The following is a 22,171-nucleotide window of genomic DNA, read 5'->3' on the forward strand; positions in this document are numbered from 1 at the left end:
GAGGTGGGCCAGGGGTCGGCGGGAAGCGGGTGGGCGGAGAAAGACCCGGGGAGGGGCGCCGGGGGCATGGACAGCCCGCGGCGCACGCTCCCGGTCGGTTCCCGGTCCGATCCCCATCCGTTCCCGGTCCGTCAGCGCCCCAGGTACTTCGGCTTCTCCTTGTTCACGAACGCCTGGACCGCGATGGTGTGGTCCTCGGACGCGCCGGCCCGCGCCTGGAGCTCGTCCTCCTTCTCCAGGGTCTCGTCCAGCGAGTGGGTGAGCCCGAACGCGAGGGACTCCTTCAGCGCGGCGTACGCCAGCGTCGGTCCGGCGGCCAGCGCCCGCGCCACCTTCTCGGCCTCCGCGTGCAGCTCGCCGGCCGGAACCAGCCGGTTCGCGATGCCCAGCTCGTACGCCTCCTGGGCGGTGATGCTGCGCGGGAACAGCAGCAGATCGGCGGCGCGGCTCGGGCCGATGACCCGGGGCAGCGTCCAGGAGATCCCCGAGTCGGCGGTCAGCGCGACACCGGCGAAGGACGTGTTGAAGGCGGCCGTGTCGGCGACGACGCGATAGTCAGCGGCGAGCGCGAAACCGAATCCGGCCCCGGCCGCGACGCCGTTGACCCCGGCCACCACGGGCTTCGCGGCGCCGGTCAGGGCCCGCACGATCGGGTTGTAGTGCTCGCGCACGGTGCTCATGGTGTGGCGCGACCCCGACTGCTTGTCGGCGGCCAGCAGCCCGATGTGTTCCTTGAGGTCCTGCCCGACGCAGAACGCGCGGTCACCGGCGGCGGTCAGCAGGATCGCCCGTACGGCGTCGTCCGCCGCGGCCGCCTGCGCCGCGTCCCGGAAGGCGACCTTGGTCTCGGTGTTCATCGCGTTCATCGCCTCGGGGCGGTTCAGCGTGATCGTCGCGAGTCCGTCGCTCACCTCGTAGAGCACGGTGTCGGCCATGGTGGGTCCCTTCCGGGGTCGCGGCTCGTCGTACCGGCCGGTACGTCCTGTGTCCGATGACAGCATGGCGGAGATCGCCGGCCGTGACGCGGGGCCCGCATGTGACCTGCGTCAAAGAATTCCGCGGCGTGGAAGTCCATGCGGCGGCGCAGTATCGCAGCCACATCGCCGAAATGAGTGGTTTTGCTCAAGCGCGTTGCGCAAGCGATGCCGACTGATGTTGGTCATCGGGTCCTGAGATGCGGGATAATGGCCTGGAAGCAATGTGTTCGATGCCGGTGACGTGTGTCCTATGAGGGGACGTGCGTGCCCTCCGAGGGGGCCGTCGGCGACGATGAGCTGGTTTCAGGAAGGGGAACGAGCATGGCGGCCATGAAGCCGCGGACGGGCGATGGCCCGCTCGAGGTGACCAAGGAGGGGCGGGGCATCGTCATGCGCGTTCCGCTCGAAGGCGGCGGTCGGCTCGTCGTCGAGCTGACTCCTGACGAGGCCGACGCGCTCGGCGACGCCCTCAAGAAGGTCGTCGGCTGACGCGGAACGCGACCCACACCTCTTCGACTTCCCCGGCACCGTACCTGGTGCCGGGGAAGTCGTTCTTTCCCGGTGTACGGGCCTGCCGCGCCGCACGGTCGGCAGCGCTCGGCGGCATATACGGCCTGGTCAGAGGCGACTGGCGGGATGTGTACCGGGTGGTGGACCGGGCGGCCGGGTCAGCGCTTGACCGCGCACAGCAGGCCGTCGCCCACCGGCAGCAGCGACGGCACCAGTTCCTGGCTCTCGCGGACCGCGCGCAGGAGTTCGCGCAGCCGGCTCACCTCCACCGGCTGCGGTCCCGAGTCCACGGTGCGGCCGTCGGCGAAGACGCCCTCGAACGCGACGAGCCCGCCCGGACGCAGCAGGCGCAACGATTCAGCGAGGTAGTCGAGGCTCTCCAGGCGGTCGCCGTCGCAGAACACGAGGTCGTAGCCCGCGTCCGCGAGACGGGGCAGGACGTCCAGCGCGCGGCCCGGGATGAAGCGCGCGCGATTGCTGGCGAAACCGGCGGCGCGGAAGGCCTGGCGGGCGAACTGCTGGCGCTCCGGCTCCGGATCCACCGTGGTCAGTACCCCGTCCGGCCGCATGCCGTGCAGAAGATGAATTCCGGAGACGCCGGTCCCGGTACCGATCTCGGCGACCGCTTTCGCGTCGAGGGTGGCGGCGAGCAGGCGCAGCGCGGCGCCCGTGCCGGGCGACACCGAGCGCAGGCCGGACTCGTGGGCTCGGTCCCGGGCCCAGCGCAGCGCCTCGTCCTCGGCGACAAAGGCGTCGGCGAACGCCGCCCAGCTCGTCTGCCGGTTGCCGGTAATGACCCTCTCCTGTCCCCGTGATTGCCTGGGCGTGACTGTATCCGTTGGCGCTGGGAACCTGCGGATGGGACCGGGCGTTTAGAGGGGTGGGGATACCCGGCGGGGGGAGAGTCGATGGATCGGTACACGGAGCGGGGCGGCGGCCGGCGGTCGGCGCGCCCATATGAGCCCGTATCAAATTCTCGTAAAACCACTTATCCGGAGCTAACGGGCGAGGTGGCTATGGTAGGGGCTCCACTGGACACCACCGGAGCCGACAGGGGAGGTGCGGCTGCGCCTGTGGATCGGGGCGGGGTGCTGCGGCGCCTCCTCAGATCAGCGGGTGAGCCGAAATCCGTGACCGACAACGCTGACCACTTCCACGTTGCTGCCCCGGCGCAGACCGCGACGTTCACCACCGACGCGGAGTCGCAGGCGTGGACTCCCCCCACCTGGGAGGAGATCGTCAGCACGCACAGCGGTCGCGTCTACCGTCTGGCCTACCGCCTCACGGGCAACCAGCACGACGCCGAGGACCTCACCCAGGAAGTCTTCGTCCGCGTCTTCCGCTCGCTGTCGACCTACACGCCCGGCACCTTCGAGGGCTGGCTGCACCGCATCACCACGAACCTCTTCCTCGACATGGTGCGGCGCAAGCAGCGCATCCGCTTCGACGCCCTAGGCGAGGACGCGGCCGAGCGGCTGCCCAGCCGTGAGCCCTCCCCGCAGCAGGTCTTCAACGACGCGCACTTCGACGCCGACGTCCAGCAGGCGCTGGACACCCTCGCGCCCGAGTTCCGCGCCGCCGTCGTCCTGTGCGACATCGAGGGACTGTCCTACGAGGAGATCGCCGCGACCCTGGGCGTCAAGCTCGGCACGGTCCGCTCCCGGATCCACCGCGGCCGTTCCCAGCTGCGCAAGGCCCTGGCACACCGGTCTCCCGAGGCCCGCGCCGAGCGACGCTCGTTCGCGGCCCGTGTGCCCGTGCTGGGGGGAGGGGGCGCGACCGCGTGAGTGGAACCCGTCCCACCCCTGCCGAGCAGCATCTCGGGGACCGACTTTCCGCCCTGGTGGACGGAGAGCTCGGTCATGAGTCGCGCGACCGCGTCCTGGCCCACCTCGCCACCTGTGCGAAGTGCAAGGCCGAGGCCGACGCCCAGCGCCGACTGAAGAACGTCTTCGCGGAAATGGCCCCGCCACCGCCCTCCGAAAGCTTCCTGGCCCGCCTCCAGGGACTTCCCGGCGGAGGCGACTCCGACAGCCCGCGACTGGGCGGAGGAGGCTTCGGCGGCGGCAGACTCCCCGGTGGCTCCACGGGCCCCGGCCTGCCCGGCGTCTTCGGAATGCGGGGCGAATCCTTCGGGTACGTGCCGGCCCGACCGCACGCCGATGTGCTGCCCCCCGCTCCGGGGCGCGGCTTCCGCATCCATGACGTCAGCCGTCACGAGGCCGAGCGGTCGGCCTCGCGCGGGCTGCGGTTCGCCTTCGCCGCGGCGGGCGCGGTGTCGCTGGCCGCCGTCGCGCTCGGCGGGGTGTCCACCGGAGTGCCCGGAGACACCCCGGACGCACGCGGAGGGGCCGGCGCCGGAAGCAACGTGACACCGTCCCGTTCCCAGGGCGCGGGGGCCGCCACGACTCCCGAGTCGCAGCGCCGCCGGTCCGCCGGACCGCTGCTCGCCCAGGGCGAGCGCGCGCTCGGCAACGGTCCGGTGGCGCCCACCGGGGTGTCCGCCCCGCTGCTGCCCGGAGTCCCGGCTCCGGCGGGCCGCGGCCAGGACGTCGCGCACACACCGACCACTCCCGTGGTCGCCGGTGCCGCCGCGATGTCCCCGCTCATACGTCCGCTCACCGAGGCCCAGCCGCTCACGCTGACCTCGACTCCGGGACTGCTCGCAGCCCCCGCCGCCACACCGTCCCCCTCCTCCTCCCCGTCCCCCACCCCTCGTAGCACTCGCTGACCCCGCCCTCTGCGCGTCGGCCCACGAACCTGGTTGAATCCGGGGTGGGCCGCGTCCGCGGGAGGGATCACGGGCGCGGAGTCGACAAGTCTGTGGTGACCGTCGGCGAGTCGTGCCGCGGGCCAGGTGTGGGGAGAGCATGAACGAGGGCAGGCCCACGAAGGCGAAGTGGTGGAGTCGACCCCGGCCCCAGGGCACGGAGGCAGACACCGCACCGGCTCCCCTCACGGAACCGGATTCCACGCACCCCGCCGGCCCTTCGGAGAGCGCGTGGGGCGGTCCGGACCCGAGCGCGCCGGTGGCGCGGGCGCACCCGGGGAGGGCCCGCGAGGGCGGCACGGGGGGCGACTACGAGCTGGACCGGCCCGCGGGCATCCCTGGTCCGAGGGAAGCCGTCCCTGGTCCGAGGGAAGCCGTCCCTGGTCCGAGGGAAGCGGGGGCCTCCACCGACTCCGGGTCCGTCCTCCCTGCCGGTGTGCACGCGGATGCCGGGGGCGAGGGTGCCGGCGACGGGGACTTCGAGCTGGAGCGGCCCGCTCCCCGGCGCCCCGAGCCCCTGCACGGGCCCGACCCCTACGGCACCCCGCCCTACGGCGACCCGGGCCCGTGGGCACCCGCCCCACCGGTCCAGCACCCGACAGCCGCACAAGCACAGGGTCCGCAGGCACAGATCCCGCACGCGCAGGGCCCGTACGCGCCGGGTTCTGATCCCGCCCCGGCCGAGCCCGCTGTCCCCGACCCCTGGCAGAACTACGACCCCTGGGCCGCGCCCGGCTCCCTCCAGCAGAACGGCTCCCTTCAGCAGAACGGCCCTCTCCAGCAGAACGGGATCGCCGTGCCCACCGTGGCGGAGCGGCGCAAGAGGGCGCGCAAGGCCCTGGTGTTCGGGGCCGTCGCGCTCGCGCTGGTGTCCGGGGGAGTGGGTGGCGCCGTAGGGGCGTATCTGGAGCGCAACGGGGGGCTGGCGGACATCGAGCTGCCGCAGGCCGCCAAGGAGGCCCCTGGGCGCGCCCCGGACAGCGTCGCCGGGATCGCCGCGCACGCGCTGCCCAGCGTCGTCACCCTGCATGTGAAGGGCAGCGAGGAGGAGGGGACCGGCACCGGATTCGTGCTCGACGGCGAGGGACACATCCTCACCAACAACCACGTGATCGAACCGGCCGGCGCGAGCGGCACGATATCCGTGACGTTCAGCGGCGGTGAGACCGCGAAGGCCGAGGTCGTCGGACACGACAGCGGCTACGACCTCGCCGTGGTCAAGGTCTCGGGCGTGCACGGTCTCGCCCCGATGCCGCTGGGCAACTCGGACAGCGTCCAGGTCGGCGACCCCGTCGTCGCCATCGGCGCGCCCTTCGACCTCGCCAACACCGTCACCTCCGGGATCATCAGTGCCAAGGAGCGGCCCATCACGGCGGGCGGCGAGAACGGCGACGGCACCGACGTCTCGTACGTGGACGCTCTCCAGACGGACGCGCCGATCAACCCCGGCAACTCGGGCGGGCCCCTGCTCGACTCCCGGGCCCGTGTCATCGGCATCAACAGCGCCATCCGCTCCGCCGACAGCGGCTCCGACCTGGGGACCGGTCAGGCCGGTTCCATCGGGCTCGGCTTCGCCATCCCCGTCAACCAGGCCAAGCGGGTCGCCGAGGAGCTCATCAACACCGGCCGGGCCACGCACCCCGTGATCGGTGTCACGCTCGACATGAACTACGCGGGTGACGGCGCCCGGGTCGGCACCAAGGCCGCCGGGGGCGGTCCGCCCGTCACCACCGGCGGTCCCGGTGCGAAGGCGGGCATCAGGGCGGGCGACGTCATCACCGAGGTCGACGGCGGCCGGGTCCACTCCGGCGAGGAACTCATCGTGAAGACCCGCGCCCACCGGCCCGGCGACCGGCTCAGGCTGACCGTCAGGCGGGGCGGCACGGAGAAGACGGTCACCCTGGTCCTCGGTTCGGCGGACGGCGACTGAGGGCCCGCGGGCCACGGCCCACGAGTGACACGAACCTCACAGTCGAGCACGATCGGGCAGCTCCGGACGGCAAACATCATGGAAAACCAGCGGTGTACAAGAAGTCGGAAGCCCCGGGACAGTTCCGGACGGACAGGAACGCCGGGTACCGTTGGACCCGGCCCGGACCACGGAACCCTCCCGAGGGCCGAGGACCGAGGACATCGCAAGGAGCTATCAGGTGTTCAATGACGTAGGACCGCTTGAGCTGGTGACGCTCGTCGTCCTTGCCGTGCTCGTGTTCGGTCCCGACAAGCTCCCGAAGCTGATCCAGGACGTGTCGCGCACGATCCGCAAGATCCGTGAGTTCTCGGACAGCGCGAAGGCGGACATCCGCGATGAACTCGGCCCGGAGTTCAAGGACTTCGAGTTCGAGGACCTCAACCCCAAGACGTTCATACGCAAGCAGCTGGACAATGACGAGCTGGGGCTCAAGGAGATCCGTAACGGCTTCGACCTGAAGAAGGAGATGGCCGAGGTCACGGACATGGTCCACGGCCGCGAGTCCGACTCCTCCGACGCTTCCGGGTCCACCGGGTCCACCGGGTCCTCCAGCGGCACGGCCGGCGGTTCCGTCGACATGACGAAGAAGCGCGAGAAGCTCGACGCCGACGAGCACCCGCCCTACGACGCCGACGCCACCTGAGCCGTACGGAGTACCGCGGTGGCCCGCCGCTCGCGAGCGTGCGCGACCGGGCATCCACAGCCCTCCCGGGCCGGACGGCCCTGCCCCCGGCCCGGCGTGTCCGGCCTGAAAGCGTGTTCGTCCGCGGGCCGCGGACCTGCCCCGCGCGGTCCGAACACGCCGTCCGCACGCCTTACGCGCCGGGCGCTTTCGCCGCTGCTCGCAGCGGTGTGGCTATGCTGCCCAGTTGTTGTGCGGACCGACAAGGACGCCCGAGGGGGGCGGGCCATCCGGTCCGACGAGAGCAAGGAGGCGTCCGGCAGATGGAGACGACAAGTCGGGTAGGCGCGCAGGCGCCGGCTGCGGAGGGCGGACAACAGGTCCCCTCCGCCCGGCGTACGGTCGACGGCTACCTGCTGGCGCCCTTCCCTTGGTACGGCCTCGACGAGGCCTTCACGGGGCCGCACTGGCTGATGCAGGTGGGTACCTCGGCGGACGGCGCCGTCGAGCACGGTTCGATCGGGCACGGTGACGAGCCCTCGGTGCGTCCCGAACCGGGCGAGGACAAGGAGCGGTTCGCGGTGGTGGTCACCGTCGCCGCCAGCCCCGTACGGCGCAGCGCGGACGGCACGGGACTGCTGGAGGCCACCTCGGTGTCCTCGGCCGCGTGGCTGGCCGGTGTGGGGCTGCTGTCCTTCACCTGGCCCGGCCAGATGGACCACACCCTGCGCGACGACTGGCTGGACCAGCAGACCGAGACCGCGTGGGTGCTCGCCGACGACCTGGACGGCCCTGACTGGTCCACCCTGTCCCTCCCCGTGGACGGGGTCCCCACGACCTTCCACTACCGCGAGTCCGAGTTCGGCTGGGTTCTCGCGGGTTCCACCCAGGAAGGCGTCCACGTGGGCGCGTACGGCCGGGGAATGAGCGCGTACGGGCTGGGCTTCGCGATGATCAAGGACATCGCGGCATACGCCTAGGAAAGCCCGTGGCAGCCGCTACGAGGAAGGGGGCGCCGTCCGTGCGGACGGCGCCCCCTCCTTCGTGACCACGCGCTGGAGCTTCGTGCGGGAAGCGGCGGGAAGCCTCAGAACTTGTTGCGCGGGGTGATCCCCAGCGACATGCCCGACAGGCCGCGCTGACGGCCGCCCAGCTTGCCCGCGATGGCGCGCAGCGCCGAGCCGGCGGGCGAGTCGGGGTCGGTCAGGACCACCGGCTTGCCCTCGTCGCCGCCCTCGCGGAGGCGGACGTCGATCGGGATGGAGCCGAGGACCGGAACGGTGGCCCCGGTGGTGCGGGTCAGGCCGTCGGCGACCGACTGGCCGCCACCGGTGCCGAACACGTCGACCATCTCGTCGCAGTGCGGACAGGGCAGCCCCGCCATGTTCTCGACGACGCCCACGATCTTCTGGTGGGTCTGCACGGCGATGGAGCCGGCGCGCTCGGCCACCTCGGCCGCCGCCTGCTGCGGGGTCGTGACGACCAGGATCTCGGCGTTCGGGACGAGCTGGGCGACGGAGATCGCGATGTCGCCGGTGCCCGGCGGGAGGTCGAGGAGCAGGACGTCCAGGTCGCCCCAGTACACGTCCGCCAGGAACTGCTGGAGGGCGCGGTGCAGCATCGGGCCGCGCCAGACCACCGGCGCGTTGCCCGGGGTGAACATGCCGATGGAGATGACCTTCACGCCGTGCGCCGACGGCGGCATGATCATGTTCTCGACCTGGGTCGGCCGGCCCTCCGCGCCGAGCATGCGCGGCACCGAGTGGCCGTAGATGTCGGCGTCCACGACACCGACCTTGAGTCCGTCGGCGGCCATCGCGGCCGCCAGGTTCACGGTCACCGAGGACTTGCCGACACCGCCCTTGCCGGAGGCCACCGCGTACACGCGGGTGAGCGAGCCGGGCTTGGCGAAGGGGACCTCGCGCTCGGCCGTACCGCCCTTCAGCGCGGTCGCCAGCTCGCGTCGCTGTTCGTCGCTCATCACGTCGAGTTCGACGTCGACACCGGTGACGCCCTCGACCCGCGAGACCGCCTCCTTCACCCGCTGGGTGATCGTGTCGCGCATCGGGCAGCCGGAGACCGTCAGGTACACGGCGACCGCGACCACGCCATCCGCACCGATCTCCACCGATTTGACCATCCCCAGTTCGGTGATGGGTCGGTTGATCTCGGGGTCGTTCACCGTCGCCAGTGCTTCACGCACCGCGTCTTCCGTAGCCATAGGGACGATGGTACGGCGCTCCCCATGGGCCCCGGTAAGCCCGTCACCGGTCGTCTACGTCACGTCCGTGCGACCGTTCCGCCGGGAATACGACGCGGCCGTCCCCGTGGCCGTCGGGATACCGGTCCTCCAGGTCCTTGACCAGGTCCTGGAGCTCGGAGCGGATCCAGTCGCGGGTGGCGACCTCGCCGAGGCCCATGCGCAGCGCGGCGATCTCGCGGGTGAGGTACTCGGTGTCGGCGATGGAGCGCTCGTTCTGCTTGCGGTCCTGTTCGAGGTTGACCCGGTCGCGGTCGTCCTGCCGGTTCTGCGCGAGCAGGATCAGCGGGGCCGCGTAGGAGGCCTGGAGCGACAGCATCAGGGTCAGGAAGATGAACGGGTAGTTGTCGAAACGCAGGTCGTGCGGCGCGAAGGCGTTCCAGACCACCCACATGATGATGACGATCGTCATCCAGACGAGGAACCGCCCGGTGCCGAGGAAGCGGGCGATGCGTTCCGAGAACCGTCCGAAGGCCTCCGGGTCCCACTCGGGCAGCAGTCTGCGCCGCGGCGGCTTCGGCTGGTCGAGCCGGATACGGGGCCGGGGGGCCGCCGTCGCCCCCGTGGCGGCCCGCTCACGGGCCTCACGCTCAGGCGCCATGGCCGCCCTCTCCGCCGAGCGGGCCGTCCGGCTCCCGGCGGACGTCCTCGTGGCCGTGGCCGTCCTCGGGGACGCCCTCACGGCCGAACTCATGGGTGTCGCGGCCGGCGTGGCTCTCCTCGTGCATGCTCTCGTGCACGCCCTCGTCGAGGTGGAACTCCGTCTCCCGCCAGTCCTCGGGCAGCATGTGGTCCAGTACGTCGTCCACGGTCACCGCCCCGAGCAGTGAGCCGCTCTCGTCGACGACGGGGGCCGCCACCATGTCGTACGTCGCGAAGAAGCCGGCGACCACGGGCAGCTCGTCCTCCGGGGCCAGCGGCTGGAGGTCGTCGTCGACGAGCGAGCCGACCAGGGTGAACGGCGGATCGCGCAGCAGCCGCTGGAAGTGCACCGCGCCCAGGTACTTGCCCGTCGGCGTCTCGTCCGGCGGGCGGCACACGTACACCTGGGCGGCGAGCGCGGGGGAGAGATCGGGGTCGCGGACCCGGGCGAGCGCTTCGGCGACGGTCGCGTCGGGCCGCAGCACGATGGGCTCGGTGGTCATGAGGCCGCCCGCCGTCCGTTCCGCGTACGCCATCAGCCGCCGGACGTCCGCCGCCTCGCCCGGCCGCATCAGCGTCAGCAGCCGCTCCACGTCCTCGGTGGGCAGTTCGGCGAGCAGGTCGGCCGCGTCGTCGGGGTCCATCGCCTCCAGGACGTCGGCCGCGCGCTCCTCCTTGAGCTTGCCGAGGATCTCGATCTGGTCGTCCTCGGGGAGTTCTTCGAGGACGTCGGCGAGGCGGTCGTCGTCGAGCGCTGCGGCCACCTCGCCGCGCCGCTTCGGAGACAGGTGGTGCAGCACGTTCGCGAGGTCGGCCGGGCGCAGCTGCTCGAAGGTGGCGAGCAGGCTCTCCGCGCCCTGTCCGTGCTCCTCCAGGGAGAACCCGGTGACGGAGGACCAGTCGACCGTCATCGTCTCGCCCTTGGCGCGCCGGAAGGCGCCGCTGCGCCCCTTGCGGACGAAGACCCGGCCGATCTCCCACTCCCTGCGGGCCGGCAGCTGCTGGATCGACACGTCCAGGACCGTCACCTCCTCGTTCGTCCCGACGAGGGTCACGAGCCGGTCGAGCAGTTCACCGAAGACGAGCCGTTCGGTGGGCCGCTGCTCGAAGCGGCGCACGTTCAGGACGCCGGTCGTGATGACCTGGCCGGACTCGATGCCGGTCACCCGGGTCATGGGCAGGAAGATCCGGCGGCGCGTGGACAGTTCGACGACGAGGCCGAGCATGCGGGGCGGACGGCGTCCTACGCGCAGCATGGCGACGAGGTCCCGCACCCGGCCCACCTGGTCGCCGTTCGGGTCGAAGACGGCGACACCGGCCAGGTGCGAGACGAAGATCCGGGGGGCCGCTGCGGCCATGCCCGCGCCTCCTTCGCTTCGAAGCTCTATGTGCCGGTCTGTCCGCTCGGGTGGGCTTCAGGCTAGCCCGTCCCGGTCGGGTACGCCCTGGTGGGCGGTCCGGACGGACTGCCTCCGGCGGGCGGGCACCGCACCGGTACGCTGCCGTACGCCGTTTGAGGACCGCGCACGAAAGGCAGCCCCACCTGTGACCGCAATTCCCCAGGGCCGTACCCGCAGAGCCGTGACGGTGGCCGCGATGTGCGCGCTGGCCGTGACAGGGACGGCGCTGACGGGGTGCGGCAGCGGGGATCCGGACGCGGGGACGAACGGGGTCGGCAAGCTGTCCGCCGCCGCCATCCAGGCGAAGACGAAGAAGGCGGCCGCGACCGCGCCGGCCGTACGGCTCTCCGGGACCGTCGTCTCCAACGGGACCACCTTCACCCTCGACATGCGCCTCAAGTCCGACGGCGGCACCGGCTCGGTCACCTCGAAGGGGGCCGGCTTCCGGCTGCTGCGGGTCGGCCGGCACCTCTTCCTCAAGGCCGACGCCGGCTTCTGGGCCCACCAGGACGGCAAGGGCGGCGGCAAGTCGGGTGGCACCGCGACGGCGGACAAGCTGGAGGGCATGTACGTGAAGGTGCCGACCGGCGACCCCGCGTACAAGCGCTTCAGCGGCTTCACCGACAAGGACGTCCTGCTCGACGGGCTGCTCAGTCTGCACGGCGCCCTCGCCAAGGACGGCCACCACGACCAGTCCGGCGTCCGCACCATCCGCATCACCGGCGACAAGGGCTCGGGCGGCACCCTGGACGTCTCCCTGGAAGGCACCCCGTACCCGCTCCTGCTGGGGCGCGCGGGCAACGCCGGCACCCTCCGGCTGACCGACTGGGGCAAGGACTTCCCGCTGGCCGAGCCGGCCGAGAAGGACACGGTCGACTACGGGCGGCAGCTGCCCTCGTCGTGACCCCGCGCGGCCCGTGCCGGCTGGACAGGTCCTAGCGGCGCTTGCGCCTCTTCATGAGCAGCCGGGGCAGCGCCGCCGGAATCGGCCGGCGGGTGGTCGCCGGGGTCGGCAGCGGCCGTTCGGCGAGCGAACCCCCGGGCAGCTCGGCCGTCGCGCCCGTCGGTTCGAGGCGCAGCACCCGGCATTCGCGGGCCCAGCGCTCCGGCATGTCCTCGCCGTCCGGGGCGTTCAGCCGCTTGCCCTTGAGCTCCCCGACGGCCGCCTCCCACGCGGGGGTGTTCCCGGCGAGTTCCACGACGGTGGCGGACCAGGAGACGAGCCGTCCGCCCTTGTCCTTGCTGCGTACGGTGACGAGCGCGCCGCCGCCGTCGACCAGCCCCGGCAGCGGCTGCTCGCCGGGCCCGTCGCCGACCAGGCAGGCCGCGCCGTCGTGCCAGACGTGCCACAGCGCCTGGGCGGGCACCTCGTGGTCCGGACCGGGCGGCGTCGGCACACCGGTGCCGCGCACCCAGATCAGCCCGGACTTCTTGGTGGCCTCCTCGACGAGGGCCTGGTCGAGCAGCTCTTGCGTCATGGGGCCAAGACTATCCAGCCCGTACTACAGCCAGCCGTTGCGCTTCAGGATGCGGTGGATGCCGAGGCAGAGCCCGACCGTGACACCCATGATCACCGGGTAGCCGTAGCGCCAGTGCAGCTCGGGCATGTACTTGAAGTTCATGCCGTACACACCGCAGACCATCGTCGGTACGGCGACGATCGCGGCCCACGAGGTGATCTTGCGCATGTCCTCGTTCTGCGCCACGGAGGCCTGCGCGAGGTTGGCCTGGAGGATCGAGTTGAGCAGTTCGTCGAAGCCGAGGACCTGCTCCTGCACCCGGGCGAGGTGGTCGGCGACATCGCGGAAGTACTTCTGGATGTCGGGGTCGATCAGCCGCATCGGGCGCTCGCTCAGCAGCTGCATCGGGCGCAGCAGCGGCGACACCGCCCGCTTGAACTCCAGCACCTCGCGCTTGAGCTGGTAGATCTGCCCCGCGTCCGTGCCGCGCGGGGTGCCCTTGCGGCCCGGCGAGAACACCTCGGTCTCGACCTCGTCGATGTCGTCCTGCACGGCGTCCACGACCGCGATGTAGCCGTCGACGACATGGTCGGCGATGGCGTGCAGCACCGCCGAGGGGCCCTTGGAGAGCAGCTCGGGGTCGTCCTGGAGCCGGTGCCGCAGCGCGCGCAGCGAGCCCTGTCCGCCGTGCCGGACGGTGATGAAGAAGTCCCCTCCGGTGAAGCACATGACCTCGCCGGTCTCGACGATCTCGCTGGTCGCGGTGAGCCGGTCGTGCTCTACGTAGTGGATGGTCTTGAAGACGGTGAACAGGGAGTCGTCGTAGCGCTCCAGCTTGGGGCGCTGGTGGGCCTGGACGGCGTCCTCCACGGCCAGCGGGTGCAGCCCGAACTCCCGGGCGATACCGGCGAATTCGTCCTCGGTGGGCTCGTGCAGACCGATCCACACGAAGCCGCCGTCGCGGCGCACCTGGCGCATCGCCTCCTGCGGCGTGAGCGGCGCGCGCGACGCGACGCGGGCGCCGTCGCGGTAGACGGCGCAGTCGACCACGGCCGACGGGGTGCCGGGGTCACGGGTGGTGTCGTACGAGCCACTGTCCTTGCGCAGCGAGGGGCGGGGGCGGACCGCGGCGCGCAGGTCACGGATCATCGACATGGCAGGCTCCTTTTCGCGGGCGGAGGCGGCCGGCGACGGTTGGAACTACCCGGAATGGGGACGTCCTGACTGCGGATGTTTGGTACGTCCACAAAGCGGGGAGCACCGCATCGTCGCGGTGGCAGCTTCGCTACTGATTCAGATCGGACAGATCAGGGGTTCAGATCGGACAGATCAGGCGGAAACGAAGCGCTCTTCCGTGGTGCACCGGGCAACGCTGACACGTATGCACACGATTGCGGGAGGCGGCAGCCGGCAGGGCCGAAAACCCAGCGGAACCAGCTACGGACTCAGCGACCGGAAGAGCGGGTGGTACTGCACGGTCGACTTCGGTCCATTGCAGCCCCACCTCCTCCGGTCGGTCCCCCGTGAGGGACGATCCATCCCCCGAAGGGGAGTCTGTCTCCCTCCGAAGGGGAGTCAGATCAGTCTCAGTGCGCCGGGGTGCGGGAGCAACTCCCGCGGTGCCATGAGGGCCTGGTGGGGCCCTCGGTCATGCACTGCTCCGACCAGCGGCCAAGACTATCAGCGCACCGATACGTCAAGGCCCCGCTTTGCGCGTTGTTGACCGGGGTCCGGTGCGTCCTGGCGCAATCGACGCGGCCTATGCTCGGTTCATGGCTGATGTTCTTCCTCTGGTCGAGGCCCGTTTGCGCTCCGCGCTGGGCGAACCCGACGCGCGGGCCGCTGTCACCTTCCTGGGCACCGACCGCATCGAGGTGCTGCGCTTCACCGAGGGCGACATCGTCCGCTACGCCACGCTCGGCATGTCCGCCCAGCCGATGGCGGACCCCACCGCCGTGCTCGCCGATCCGGTGAAGGGCCCGCGCGCCGAGTTGGTCCTCTCGGTCCGCCCGGCCGGTGCCGACACCGACAAGGTGCTCCGCCCGCTGGCCGTACTCGCCGCCTCTCCCCAGGTCGAGGGGCTGGTCGTGGCCTCCGGCGCCTCGCTCGACGTGGGTGAACCCCTGTGGCCCGGCGCGCCGTTCACCTCCGTCCTGGTCGCGGAGCCCGGTGGTCTGGTGGAGGACCTGGAACTGGACGAGCCCGCCGATCCCGTACGTTTCCTGCCGCTGCTCCCGATGACGCCCAACGAGGCCGCCTGGAAGCGCGTCCACGGCGCCGGCGCCCTCCAGGAGCGCTGGCTGAACGGCGGAACGGACCTGCGCGATCCGCTGCGCAGGTCCGTCCCCCTGGACTGACCGGCCCCGGAGTCCCGAATGCGATGGGACATCAATTCTGGCTCGTAGTAAGCCAGTTGGTGAAGGGATCGGCCAGTCGGTGAAGCGGTCGGTCAGTTGGCGAAGACCGTGACGCCGTCCTCGGCGGCGTGGGCCGGCTCCGGTTCCCCGGCCTCCTGGGTGAGCGCGTCGCGCCGTACGTAGACCACCGCCGCGCCCAGCAGCGAGGTGACCGCGGCGACGACGAACGGGACGCGGATGTTGCTCCACTCCTCGATCTTCGGAGCGAAGTACGGCGCCGCCGCGGCCGCGAACCAGCGCACGAAGTTGTAGCCGGCGCTCGCCACCGGGCGCGGTGCGTCGGAGACCCCGAGGGCCAGCTCCGTGTAGACGGTGTTGTTCACGCCGATGAACGCGCCGGACAGGACCGTGCAGACGACGGCGGTGGTGTGGTCGCCGTACCCGAGGACGAGCACGTCGGCGGCGAGCAGCACCAGGGACCCGCCCAGCACCTTCAGCGAACCGAACCGCGCCTGCATCCGCGGCGCCACGATCACCGAGAACACCGCGAGCAGCAGGCCCCAGCAGAAGAACACCGCGCCGGATTTGTACGGCGTCATGTTCAGCACGAACGGAGTGAAGGCCAGCACGGTGAAGAACGTGTAGTTGTAGAAGAACGCGGACGTCGCGGCGGAGGCGAGGCCGCCGTGGCCGAGGGCGCGCAGCGGGTCCAGCAGCGAGGTCTTGCGCGCGGGCTTCGGCTGCTCCTTCAGGAACGCCGTGATGCACAGGAAGCCGACCGCCATCAGGAACGCGGTGCCGAAGAACGGGTAGCGCCAGCTGGCGTTGCCGAGCAGGGCTCCCAGCAGCGGCCCGCAGGCCATGCCGAGGCCGAGCGCCGACTCGTACAGCAGGATCGCCGCCGCGCTGCCGCCGGCCGCCGCGCCGACGATGACGGCGAGGGCGGTGGAGACGAACAGCGCGTTGCCGAGGCCCCAGCCCGCCCGGAAGCCGACGAGTTCGCCGACCGACCCCGAGGTGCCGGCGAGTCCGGCGAAGACCACGACGAGCGCGAGGCCGAGCAGCAGGGTCCCGCGGCCGCCGATCCGGCTGGAGACGAAGCCGGTCAGCAGCATCGCGACAGCGGTGATCAGGAAGTACGAGGTGAAGAGCAGGGACACCTGGCCGGGCGTGGCGTCGAGTCCCCGGGCGATGGACGGCAGGATCGGGTCGACGAGCCCGATGCCCATGAAGGCGACGACGGACGCCCCGGCGGTCGCCCAGACGGCCCTCGGCTGACGCAGGAGGCCGCCCGCGCCGGCGTCGGACGTGTCCCCCTCCGCGGGGCCCCCGGTGCTGTTGATCATGCCCGCTCCTTCACTGTGCACCAGCCGGATCGTTGTCTTATACACACAATAAGTTAGGTGGGCTAATTAATGCAAGATGCATGTAGTTTTTGACATGGCGGGCGCACGCCGGACGGGTGATCGTCCTTGACGCGACGAAGGACGGAGAGGACCGTTGGGCCCTATGAGGGGCGAACCCAGTTGCCCGAAGTGTGGTGGCCGGGTCAGGGCTCCCGGCCTCTTTGCCGACTCCTGGCAGTGCGATGTGCACGGCACTGTGCATCCGCTGCAGCCCGTGATCCCGCCCAGCGTCGAGGCCCTCGGAGTGGTCGTGCACCGCGCGCGCGTGCCGGTGTGGATGCCGTGGCCGCTGCCGGTCGGCTGGCTGTTCACCGGAGCGGCGTTCGCGGGGGACGACCGCAGCGGAGGCAGGGCCACCGCCGTCGCCTGCTCGGGGCCCGGGCCGCTGGGCGGCATGGGCGAGCTGATCCTGATCGCGGAGGAACTGGGCGTCGGCCTCGGCGCGCGGTACGCGGGCATGGACGGGCCCGATCCCGGCCCGTACATGAGCGTCGAGAAACCGCCTCAGGCGAAGGTCCTCGCGGCGGGCCGGCCCACCCCTCTCTGGCATGTCTCCAGTTCCCCCGACGACCGCGCCGTCTTCGCGGGCGAGGCGCGTGGGCTGTGGCTGTGGGCCGTCGTCTGGCCCGAACAGACCGGACTGCTGATGTACGACGAACTGGTGCTGACGGATCTGCGCGACGCGGGCGCGGAGGTGGACCTGCTGCCGTGCGGCGCGCTGTCGCCGCGCATCCTGGAACCGTAGGGCCCCGCGTGTGCCCGGTGCGGGCCGGGTCGGTAGGGGGTGCTCGGCCGGTGCGGGTGTGACAAGGGGGGTGTGGATTCCCGTTATCCTTGAGCGTCCGCGCCCGTTCCGTCACCGCCTGGAGTCCGCGTAGTGCGCATCGACCTGCACGCCCACTCCACCGCCTCCGACGGTACGGACACCCCGGCCGAGCTGGTGCGCAACGCTGCCGCCGCCGGTCTGGACGTCGTCGCGCTGACCGACCACGACACCACCCGCGGGTACGCCGAGGCCGTCGCCGCACTGCCCGAGGGGCTCACCCTCGTCACCGGTGCCGAACTCTCCTGCCGGATCGACGGCATCAGCATGCACATGCTGGCCTACCTCTTCGACCCCGAGGAGCCCGCACTGCTCGCCGAGCGCGAACTGGTGCGGGACGACCGGGTGCCGCGCGCCCAGGGCATGATCGCCAGGCTCCGGGAACTCGGCGTGCCGATCACCTGGGAACAGGTGGCGCGCATCGCGGGCGACGGATCGGTCGGTCGCCCGCACGTCGCCTCCGCGCTGGTCGAGCTGGGCGTCGTCGACAGCGTCTCCGACGCCTTCACCGGGCAGTGGCTCGCCGACGGGGGCCGCGCCTACCTTCCCAAGCACGAGACCGACCCCTTCGAGGCGATCCGGCTGGTCAAGGGGGCCGGGGGCGTCACCGTCTTCGCGCACCCGGCCGCGGCCAAGCGGGGCCGCACCGTGCCGGAGTCGGTGATCGCGGAGCTCGCCACCGCCGGGCTCGACGGCATCGAGGTCGACCACATGGACCACGAGCCGGCCACCCGGGCACGGCTGCGCGGTCTGGCCGCCGAACTGGGGCTGCTGACCACGGGCTCGTCCGACTACCACGGCAGCCGCAAGACCTGTGTGCCCGGGGAGTTCACGACCGACCCCGAGGTCTACGGGGAGATCACCCGCCGCGCCACCGGGGCGTTCCCGGTACCGGGCGCGGGCGGAGCCTGAACCCCGGACGTTCCGTGCCGGGCCGGTTCGGTCGGGTCCCTCTGCCTGTCTCCGCCTCATCTCGTGACTGCGGCTGCGGTTGTCGCTGTGCTGGTGCCGGCGGGTCGGTGTCACGGGGCCTGTGCGTGAGGCCCGTACGAACCGGGTCGGTGGCGTAGGGGCTTGCCGCCCTCCGGTCGGCACGTCTGCTCGCGCTCGTGCCCGGTCCGGTCGCACGGCCGGATTGTTGCCGGGCCGGGGGACGCCTTCCGGCCGTGCCCGGTCAGCCACACGGACGGACCCGCACCCCACCCAGGACGTACATCCCGGGACCTACGTTCCGCCCCACGCTCGGCCGGAACCGTGTTCACCGGCCCGTTCCCAGGCGCCCGGCACCGCCGGCCGTGCCGCCCTGTTCCGCCCCGCGGAACGACTGCCCGAATCGGTGGCCGGAAGACCCGCCCACCCTCGCCCACCACCTCGCAAGGCTTCCCTTCACCATGTTCGACGTCGCCGTCTTCGGCTCCCTCTTCGTCACTCTCTTCGTCATCATGGATCCCCCCGGGATCACCCCGATCTTCCTGGCGCTCACCGCCGGCCGCCCCGCCAGGGTGCAGCGGCGCATGGCCTTCCAGGCGGTCTGCGTCGCCGGTGGCGTCATCACCACCTTCGGGCTCCTCGGGCACCAGATCCTGGACTACCTGCACGTCTCCGTGCCCGCGCTGATGATCGCGGGCGGACTGCTGCTCCTGCTCATCGCCCTGGACCTGCTGACCGGCAAGACCGACGAGCCGAAGCAGACCAAGGACGTCAACGTCGCCCTCGTGCCCCTGGGCATGCCGCTGCTCGCCGGGCCGGGCGCGATCGTGTCCGTGATCCTCGCGGTGCAGAAGGCCGACACCGTCGCGACGCAGGTCTCGCTGTGGTCCGCCATCCTCGCGATCCACGTCGTGCTGTGGGTCGTGATGCGCTACTCGCTGCTGATCATCCGCGTCATCAAGGACGGCGGCGTGGTGCTGGTGACCCGGCTCGCGGGCATGATGCTCTCCGCCATCGCGGTGCAGCAGATCATCAACGGCGTCACACAGGTGATCCAGGGGAGCTGACGGCTTTCCCCGGGTGATCCGGCGGAGCCCACCACTTCGTCCGGACGCGCAGAGCCCCGCACGGCATCCTCGCCGTGCGGGGCTCTGAAGTCTGAGAAGCGTCTGCGGTCCGCAACGCGTTCCGGTCCTACGAGGTGTGGTCGGTGCGTCCTCGTACGGCGAAGCGGATGATCGTCGTGTTACGAAGCGGTCGAATCGGCCGGGCGGATCCACAGTCGCTGCCCGATGGCGGCGGCCTGCTGAACGATCCGGTTGACGGAGGCGGCGTCTACGACAGTGCTGTCCACGGGCGTGCCGTCGACATCGTCGAGTCGCATGATTTCGAAGCGCATGGGCTTCTCCCTTCGTCTGGTCATCCTCCTGAGGAGAACTACTTGTGTGTGAAGAGCGAGGCACCTCTGCCTCGCTCTTATACGGATTCAACGGGATGCGTGTTACAAACATTCCCTACGCTAAGGAAACTTTTCGAGAACCTAATTACCGGCGGGTAGCCCGGGTGGCGGAGACTGAACGGCGCCAGTTGTGTTCGCAGCGTGACCGCCGGGACAATGGCCTTGATGAACGACGACCACGCGGCGCTCGCCGCCCGCATAGACCGTACGAACGAGCTGCTCCAGCGCGTGCTCGCCGAGGTCGCGAAGACCCCCTCCACCCACGCGATCTTCGTCGACGCCGGATATCTGTACGCGGCCGCGGGGCGGCTCGTCGCCGGCACGGAGGACCGCCGCTCGTTCGACCTGGACACCGATGGTCTCATCGAGGCACTCATCGACCGGGCCCGCACGATCTTCGCGGACAGCCGGCTGCTGCGCGTCTACTGGTACGACGGCGCGCGACGCCGTATCCACACCGCGGAGCAGCAGTCCATCGCCGAACTCCCGGATGTGAAGGTCCGGTTGGGCAATCTGAACGCCAACAACCAGCAAAAGGGCGTCGATTCACTCATCCGGTCGGACCTGGAGTCCCTCGCCCGGCACCGCGCCATCAGCGACGCGGCGCTGCTCGGCGGCGACGAGGACCTCGTCTCCGCGGTCGAGGCGGCGCAGGGCTACGGCGCCCGGGTCCACCTCTGGGGCATCGAGGCGCCCGAGGGCCGCAATCAGGCCGAGCCGCTGCTCTGGGAGGTCGACAGCCAGCGCACGCTCGACCTCGACTTCTTCAAGCCGTACGTGGCCAGGCGGACCGCCCAGTCGTACGACCCGACGGCGGCGGTCCGGCCCACACGCGAGGACGTGCGCTTCGTGGGCGCCCAGATCGCCGCCAAGTGGCTGGCCGCCCGGGGCCGTGAATCCCTGGTGGAGCTGCTTCCCGGGCACCCGTACCTGCCCGGCTCGGTCGACCAGGACCTGCTGGTCGAGGCCGAGGGCCTGCTCCAGTACTCCCTGCGCGGACAGTCGGACCTGCGCCGAGCACTCCGGGACGGCTTCTGGGAGCACTTGCAGGCGCAGTACTAGGCATGCGGGCGCGGGGCGCAGTACTCGGCGCGCGGGCGCGGTGGTGCCGGCCAGGTGCTGTCGCTCGGATCAGGCCGCGGAGTGCGTGCCCGTGCTGTCCCAGAAGGCGGCGAGGGCGCGGGCGGTCTCCAGGGGCTGGTCGGCGTTCGGGGAGTGCTCCGCCCCCTCTACGACCGTGCGGCGCGCGTCCAGTCGTACGGCCATCGTGTCCAGCAGGGTGACCGGCCAGGTGTCGTCGCGCTCGCCGGATATGACGTGCTTCGGGAGGGGGACGGCGGCCAGTTCGCCGACGCGGTCCGGCTCGTCGCAGAGCTGGCGGCCCGTGGCGACGAGCTGGGCGGGACTGTTGCCGAGCCAGCGGCGGCGCAGGTCGTCGAGGTCGTCGAGCCCCGCGTCCAGCCCGCCCGTGTCGGTCTCCTCGGGTGACTCCATCGCCCGGATCGCCTCCCACACCTCGGCCATGCTCATCACGGCCAGCGCGTCCCGCAACAGCTTGACGCGCTGCTGCTGAGGCGTGGAGATCTGGGCGGGACCGGAGGCCATGAGCGTCAGTGAGACGAACGGCGACGGGTCGACCAGCACCGCGGCGCGGGCGATCTGGCCGCCGAGCGAGTGCCCCACGAGGTGCACGGGAGCGCCGACGGCGGCGGCCTGCGCGAGCACGTCCTGCGCCAACTCGCTCTGCGCGTAAGCCGATTCGTCGTCCTGCGGCCCGCCGGTCTCGAACTGCCCGCGCCCGTCCACGGCCACCGTCCGGTACCCCGCCGCGGCCAACGGCGCGTGCAGCGCGATGAAGTCCTCCTTGCTCCCGGTGAACCCCGGCAGCAGCAAGGCGGTTCCCTTGGACTCGCCGTCCGGCGCGGCGTCGAGCACGGCGAACTCACCGCGCGCGGTCGACAGCCGGTAGGCGCGGACACCGGCGGGCGGAACGAATGTGTAGGGCCTGCTCATGCGCAGGAGGCTATCGGGCGAAGGTGACAGCCGCTCGGCGGGTGCGGCGGTCCGGGGGCCGGTGCCGGGCGGGTCCGTCCGCAGCCGGTATCGGCACCGGCCGCGGAATTCGGCCCTCGGCGGCGGGAGCCGAGGTTCGGGGACCGGGCCCCGGGCGGCGGAGCAGGAAACGGGCCGGAGGCCGGGCAACAGGGTCGGAAGGCAGGGGAAGAGGAGGAGCGGGAGCCGGGGGCCGTACCCGCAGGGGCGGGCGACGGGGCAGGCGGAGGCGCGAGGCGGGGACGGGCGCGACCGGCAGGGCGCGGGGCCGGACGGGCAGGGGCGGAAACGGGGAAACAAGGGGGGAGCGGGGCCGAAAACGCCGATGGCCCGGCCCCCGAGAACGGGGACCGGGCCATCGGACGGGAGATCAGCTCTCCGTGGGCTCCGTGGCGACAGCCTTGCGGGTGCGTCGACGGGTGGCGGGCTTGGCCTCGGCCTCGTCGGCGGCCTGGGCCGGGATGTCGGCTTCGGCGACGGCCTTGCGGGTCCGTCGGCGTACGGGCTTGGCGTCGGTCGCCTCGGCGGCCT

At 71.4% G+C, this 22,171-nt stretch carries 22 protein-coding genes; 12 read left to right on the plus strand and 10 right to left on the minus strand.

What is annotated here, in order from left to right; genetic code table 11:
* Positions 1-131: 131 nt before the first annotated feature.
* Positions 132-935 carry a 2-cyclohexenylcarbonyl CoA isomerase gene (gene chcB, locus ACZ6KY_RS06110; protein ID WP_355844923.1) on the minus strand — a complete coding sequence of 268 codons (804 nt, stop codon included), beginning with the start codon at positions 933-935 and terminating at the stop codon, positions 132-134.
* 363 nt (positions 936-1,298) lie between these two features.
* Between chcB and ACZ6KY_RS06115 the strand changes: the two genes are divergently transcribed.
* The gene (locus ACZ6KY_RS06115; RefSeq protein ID WP_003966491.1) at positions 1,299-1,466 is read left to right on the plus strand and encodes a DUF3117 domain-containing protein; all 168 of its coding nucleotides are present in this window, start codon (positions 1,299-1,301) and stop codon (positions 1,464-1,466) included.
* Positions 1,467-1,645: 179 nt separating this feature from the next.
* On the opposite strand, the gene ACZ6KY_RS06120 is transcribed toward ACZ6KY_RS06115, so the two are convergent.
* On the minus strand, positions 1,646-2,347 hold the full coding sequence (locus ACZ6KY_RS06120) for an O-methyltransferase (protein ID WP_469309390.1): 702 nt from the start codon (positions 2,345-2,347) through the stop codon (positions 1,646-1,648).
* Between the two features lie 228 nt (positions 2,348-2,575).
* Here ACZ6KY_RS06120 and sigE point away from each other — a divergent pair, with 228 nt between their 5' ends.
* The 5 genes from sigE (at position 2,576) to ACZ6KY_RS06145 (ending at position 7,831) form a co-directional block, all read left to right on the plus strand.
* On the plus strand, positions 2,576-3,274 hold the full coding sequence (gene sigE, locus ACZ6KY_RS06125; protein WP_469309391.1) for an RNA polymerase sigma factor SigE: 699 nt from the start codon (positions 2,576-2,578) through the stop codon (positions 3,272-3,274).
* Positions 3,271-4,218: an anti-sigma factor family protein gene (locus ACZ6KY_RS06130; protein ID WP_469309126.1), complete on the plus strand. Its 948-nt coding sequence runs from the start codon at positions 3,271-3,273 to the stop codon at positions 4,216-4,218. Before sigE ends, ACZ6KY_RS06130 begins: the two co-directional genes overlap by 4 nt.
* A 139-nt stretch (positions 4,219-4,357) precedes the next feature.
* The gene (locus ACZ6KY_RS06135; RefSeq protein ID WP_469309127.1) at positions 4,358-6,187 is read left to right on the plus strand and encodes a S1C family serine protease; all 1,830 of its coding nucleotides are present in this window, start codon (positions 4,358-4,360) and stop codon (positions 6,185-6,187) included.
* A gap of 220 nt (positions 6,188-6,407) precedes the next feature.
* Positions 6,408-6,872 carry a sec-independent translocase gene (locus ACZ6KY_RS06140; protein ID WP_469309128.1) on the plus strand — a complete coding sequence of 155 codons (465 nt, stop codon included), beginning with the start codon at positions 6,408-6,410 and terminating at the stop codon, positions 6,870-6,872.
* Between the two features lie 302 nt (positions 6,873-7,174).
* Positions 7,175-7,831, plus strand: coding sequence for a hypothetical protein (locus ACZ6KY_RS06145; protein WP_355844911.1), 657 nt, complete (start codon positions 7,175-7,177; stop codon positions 7,829-7,831).
* Positions 7,832-7,938: 107 nt separating this feature from the next.
* Here the strand turns inward: ACZ6KY_RS06145 and ACZ6KY_RS06150 are convergent, their stop codons facing one another.
* The 3 genes from ACZ6KY_RS06150 to ACZ6KY_RS06160 are packed head-to-tail and all read right to left on the minus strand — an operon-like array spanning position 7,939 to position 11,111.
* Positions 7,939-9,072, minus strand: a complete 1,134-nt coding sequence (locus ACZ6KY_RS06150; RefSeq protein ID WP_469309129.1) for an Mrp/NBP35 family ATP-binding protein — start codon at positions 9,070-9,072, stop codon at positions 7,939-7,941.
* Positions 9,073-9,115: 43 nt separating this feature from the next.
* Positions 9,116-9,712, minus strand: coding sequence for a DUF1003 domain-containing protein (locus tag ACZ6KY_RS06155; protein ID WP_469309130.1), 597 nt, complete (start codon positions 9,710-9,712; stop codon positions 9,116-9,118).
* Positions 9,702-11,111 (minus strand): magnesium transporter MgtE N-terminal domain-containing protein, encoded by a 1,410-nt coding sequence (locus tag ACZ6KY_RS06160; protein ID WP_469309131.1) that lies wholly within the window; start codon positions 11,109-11,111, stop codon positions 9,702-9,704. Before ACZ6KY_RS06160 ends, ACZ6KY_RS06155 begins: the two co-directional genes overlap by 11 nt.
* A 187-nt stretch (positions 11,112-11,298) precedes the next feature.
* Between ACZ6KY_RS06160 and ACZ6KY_RS06165 the strand changes: the two genes are divergently transcribed.
* The gene (locus tag ACZ6KY_RS06165; RefSeq protein ID WP_469309132.1) at positions 11,299-12,057 is read left to right on the plus strand and encodes a hypothetical protein; all 759 of its coding nucleotides are present in this window, start codon (positions 11,299-11,301) and stop codon (positions 12,055-12,057) included.
* A gap of 31 nt (positions 12,058-12,088) precedes the next feature.
* On the opposite strand, the gene ACZ6KY_RS06170 is transcribed toward ACZ6KY_RS06165, so the two are convergent.
* Both ACZ6KY_RS06170 and ACZ6KY_RS06175 read right to left on the minus strand, forming a co-directional pair.
* On the minus strand, positions 12,089-12,631 hold the full coding sequence (locus ACZ6KY_RS06170; RefSeq protein ID WP_469309133.1) for a hypothetical protein: 543 nt from the start codon (positions 12,629-12,631) through the stop codon (positions 12,089-12,091).
* A 24-nt stretch (positions 12,632-12,655) separates the two neighbouring features.
* Positions 12,656-13,768: a magnesium and cobalt transport protein CorA gene (locus ACZ6KY_RS06175; protein ID WP_469309134.1), complete on the minus strand. Its 1,113-nt coding sequence runs from the start codon at positions 13,766-13,768 to the stop codon at positions 12,656-12,658.
* 617 nt (positions 13,769-14,385) lie between these two features.
* Here ACZ6KY_RS06175 and ACZ6KY_RS06180 point away from each other — a divergent pair.
* Positions 14,386-14,970: a suppressor of fused domain protein gene (locus ACZ6KY_RS06180; RefSeq protein WP_469309135.1), complete on the plus strand. Its 585-nt coding sequence runs from the start codon at positions 14,386-14,388 to the stop codon at positions 14,968-14,970.
* A gap of 92 nt (positions 14,971-15,062) precedes the next feature.
* Here ACZ6KY_RS06180 and ACZ6KY_RS06185 read toward each other — a convergent pair whose 3' ends face one another.
* Entirely contained in the window at positions 15,063-16,316 is a 1,254-nt protein-coding gene (locus ACZ6KY_RS06185) for an MFS transporter (protein ID WP_469309136.1), read from the minus strand.
* A gap of 163 nt (positions 16,317-16,479) precedes the next feature.
* On the opposite strand from ACZ6KY_RS06185, the gene ACZ6KY_RS06190 reads away from it, so the two are divergent.
* From ACZ6KY_RS06190 to ACZ6KY_RS06200, 3 genes are all read left to right on the plus strand, one after another.
* Complete coding sequence (locus tag ACZ6KY_RS06190) at positions 16,480-17,121, plus strand: DUF6758 family protein (RefSeq protein WP_469309137.1); 642 nt, start codon at positions 16,480-16,482, stop codon at positions 17,119-17,121.
* Between the two features lie 132 nt (positions 17,122-17,253).
* Positions 17,254-18,111, plus strand: a complete 858-nt coding sequence (locus tag ACZ6KY_RS06195) for a PHP domain-containing protein (protein ID WP_469309138.1) — start codon at positions 17,254-17,256, stop codon at positions 18,109-18,111.
* Between the two features lie 479 nt (positions 18,112-18,590).
* Positions 18,591-19,196 (plus strand): MarC family protein, encoded by a 606-nt coding sequence (locus ACZ6KY_RS06200; RefSeq protein WP_469309139.1) that lies wholly within the window; start codon positions 18,591-18,593, stop codon positions 19,194-19,196.
* Between the two features lie 179 nt (positions 19,197-19,375).
* Here the strand turns inward: ACZ6KY_RS06200 and ACZ6KY_RS06205 are convergent, their stop codons facing one another.
* Positions 19,376-19,528, minus strand: a complete 153-nt coding sequence (locus tag ACZ6KY_RS06205) for a hypothetical protein (RefSeq protein WP_106983652.1) — start codon at positions 19,526-19,528, stop codon at positions 19,376-19,378.
* A 225-nt stretch (positions 19,529-19,753) separates the two neighbouring features.
* On the opposite strand from ACZ6KY_RS06205, the gene ACZ6KY_RS06210 reads away from it, so the two are divergent.
* Positions 19,754-20,650 (plus strand): NYN domain-containing protein, encoded by an 897-nt coding sequence (locus ACZ6KY_RS06210; protein ID WP_469309140.1) that lies wholly within the window; start codon positions 19,754-19,756, stop codon positions 20,648-20,650.
* A gap of 69 nt (positions 20,651-20,719) precedes the next feature.
* Here the strand turns inward: ACZ6KY_RS06210 and ACZ6KY_RS06215 are convergent, their stop codons facing one another.
* Entirely contained in the window at positions 20,720-21,601 is an 882-nt protein-coding gene (locus tag ACZ6KY_RS06215) for an alpha/beta fold hydrolase (RefSeq protein WP_469309141.1), read from the minus strand.
* Positions 21,602-22,171 lie beyond the last annotated feature (570 nt).

It is taken from the genome of Streptomyces sp. NPDC042002 (assembly GCF_055588305.1).